This is a genomic window from uncultured Leptotrichia sp. (assembly GCF_938036635.1).
Taxonomy (GTDB): Bacteria; Fusobacteriota; Fusobacteriia; order Fusobacteriales; family Leptotrichiaceae; genus Leptotrichia; species Leptotrichia hongkongensis.
Genome location: NZ_CALHQO010000232.1, coordinates 1 through 2573 on the forward strand (window position 1 = coordinate 1; position 2573 = coordinate 2573).

A 2573-nucleotide genomic window follows, 5' to 3' on the forward strand; every position below is an offset into this window, starting at 1 on the left:
ATATTTTTATTTTTTCTCCCATCACTCCCCCTTTAATCTTTTATCTTATTTCTAAGTATTCCATTTGGGACAGTTCTATAAAAAACCTGATTCCACAACTCTCATTTCCACTTCCAGCGAACTTAATCTCCTAAACCCTACCTTTTCCTGAAACAATATCTCTTCATCCAAAATTTTTCTTGCAAAAACAACTTTCAATTCACTATAAACCTTATTTTCTTCAAGTGGTAATGAATATTCATTATCATTGCTGTCCCTTATTGACTTAACCTTGTAATTCCCAATACTTTCAGTATCTTTTGCTAAAAAAATCAAATTTTTTATCTCAACAACTTGCCCATCTTTTTTTAAAACACTATCAAAATATCGCTCTCTCCTATCTAACGAAACTGTATTACCATCAAATAAAATCCCTTTATTCAAAATTCGTTCTACATTCTGATTTTCCTTCTGTATCAAAAAATTCTTCTCAACTTTAGTTTCCTTTTGGCTTTTCAAAAACACCATTTCCTTTTTCTGTCGCACATAGTAAGCAAAATTAATTGAAAATGCTGAAATTATTGACAAAATTACTAAAACATAAACAAGGCTAGCTCCCTCATTTCTTTTTTCTATATTCTTATTTTTTCCCCCAAGTTTTATATTTTTCAATAACCTAAAATATCTATTTCTCATTATCCAAAACCTCAATTTAAATTCTCACAGCCCTAACACTATTATTTTTATTACTATTTAATCTAATAACGAATAATTCTCCCACTTTCTCAAACTTTGCCTCACGAAATTTTCCAACTTCTGCTCTACTTCCAAATTTTTTCAAATTTTCCGCATCAGAAATATACAATTTTCCTTTATCAAATTCAATTTTGTAAAATAGCTCATTCAATTTAAAAACTATTTGATTTTCTTTAACAAAAATGTTATTATTCTCTCCTTCATAAGAAAATCCTTGAATATCTCTATTCTTTATATCCAAAACAATTTTATCCATCGAAAAATACATTTTCTCATACATTTTCTGATTATCCTTCTTTGCCTTTTCCACAATAACCACACGTTTTAAGAACGCAGAAATTACGAATACAAGAACAGAAAATATAAACATACTTATTAATATTTCGACTAATAAATATCCTTCTCTTTTTTTCATTTATTTTCCTCCTGCAAACTAATTTTTTAACTGCTTTCATCAATATTTGGAAAATAATAATCCTTTATTTTATCAATATTTATTTCAAAAATATATTCTTTCTGTCCAAACTCATTCATAAAATACCCATCCGCCTTCTTTATTTCTAAATTTATTTTATCTTCCTGAAACTTTCCCTTTTTATCTAGTTTTTGTTCCAATTTTTTCAAAAATTGATATTTTTTCTCAATTGCAAATCTATTATAAAAATCATCTACTTTTGAAATCTCATATTTTCCGATAAAATTTACAATTTCATCATATTTTTTTGCCTTTAATATTTCAACCATATTTTCAATGTTTACATTTTTTTCATTTAAATTATCAACTTTAATATCCGTTTTAAATGTCTGTAAAAATAAATTTGCAACTGGTACAATGATAACTGTTACAAAAAACATCGAAATTAAACTCTCAATTAACGTTTCTCCCTTATTCCTTCTCATTTTTTCCCCAACTTTTATTTTCCAAAAATTTCAAAAATAACATAACTTATGATTATAAATGGTGCAAATGGAATATATTCATACTTTTTCCACTTTTTCAAAAATAAAAATAAAAAAGCAACTATTCCAGAAAAAATATACAAAATCATATAAAAATTTATAATCTTCTCCACTCCAAAATATCCCAAAATACCACCAATTCCCATCATCAGTTTCACATCTCCAAAGCCTATCAACGTTTTTCCAAAATAATCTTCTAAAATATAAAGTACTATCATTGGCATTGAATAAGCACAAATTCCCAGATAATAACCTTCTAAATTAATATTTTGAATTGCTGATATCAATCCTAATGCAAGTAAAATAACAAAACTTTCTTCAGGAATAATCCTTTTTTTCAAATCAATCCAGATAATTCTAAAAAAAATACAATATTTCACAATTTCAAGCACAATATCCATTATTTCCTAATTTCTTCCCCTGCAAAAGCCTTACTTCCTGCAGATACTTTGGCAAAAACTTCTCCATTCTGATAAACTACATTTCCTTCAATATTTCCAATCTTAAATTTCCCGTTGTTATCAAGCCCAATTCCAAGTTTATTTAGATTTCCATGCTCTGTTAAAATATCCTGTAAATTCTTAGGTGCATCTCCACCATGATCAATGCTCCAAGAAGTTGTCGTATTATTAAGTTCCGCAACTGCTCCAATTACCTTGCTTCTATTAGCCTTATTTAAATATTTCCCAACTTGTGGTACTGCAATTGCCGATATTATCGTAATAATCGCCACTACCAGTATCACCTCTACAAGCGTAAACCCTTTTTCTCTATCCCTTAATTCTTTGAGCTTCTCCCTTCTTTTCATTTTTTCAATTTTACTCTTTTCTTTTTTTAAAACCTTATCCACGATTAACCACCTCTTTTTATTAATTTTT

General features: G+C 27.7%; 5 protein-coding genes. All 5 read right to left on the reverse strand.

Annotated features, from left to right (window positions below):
• Window positions 1-75: 75 nt before the first annotated feature.
• Window positions 76-675 carry a hypothetical protein gene (locus Q0370_RS04470; RefSeq protein WP_299572670.1) on the reverse strand — a complete coding sequence of 200 codons (600 nt, stop codon included), beginning with the start codon at window positions 673-675 and terminating at the stop codon, window positions 76-78.
• A gap of 16 nt (window positions 676-691) precedes the next feature.
• A complete protein-coding gene (locus Q0370_RS04475; protein WP_299572672.1) occupies window positions 692-1150 on the reverse strand; it encodes a prepilin-type N-terminal cleavage/methylation domain-containing protein in 459 nt (152 codons plus the stop codon).
• A gap of 26 nt (window positions 1151-1176) precedes the next feature.
• Window positions 1177-1635, reverse strand: coding sequence for a hypothetical protein (locus Q0370_RS04480; RefSeq protein ID WP_006803433.1), 459 nt, complete (start codon window positions 1633-1635; stop codon window positions 1177-1179).
• A gap of 14 nt (window positions 1636-1649) precedes the next feature.
• Window positions 1650-2096, reverse strand: a complete 447-nt coding sequence (locus tag Q0370_RS04485; RefSeq protein ID WP_299572679.1) for an A24 family peptidase — start codon at window positions 2094-2096, stop codon at window positions 1650-1652.
• Window positions 2096-2573 (reverse strand): prepilin-type N-terminal cleavage/methylation domain-containing protein (locus Q0370_RS04490; protein ID WP_299572682.1); only part of this gene is annotated, 478 nt, incomplete at its 5' end. The genes Q0370_RS04490 and Q0370_RS04485, both read right to left, overlap by 1 nt.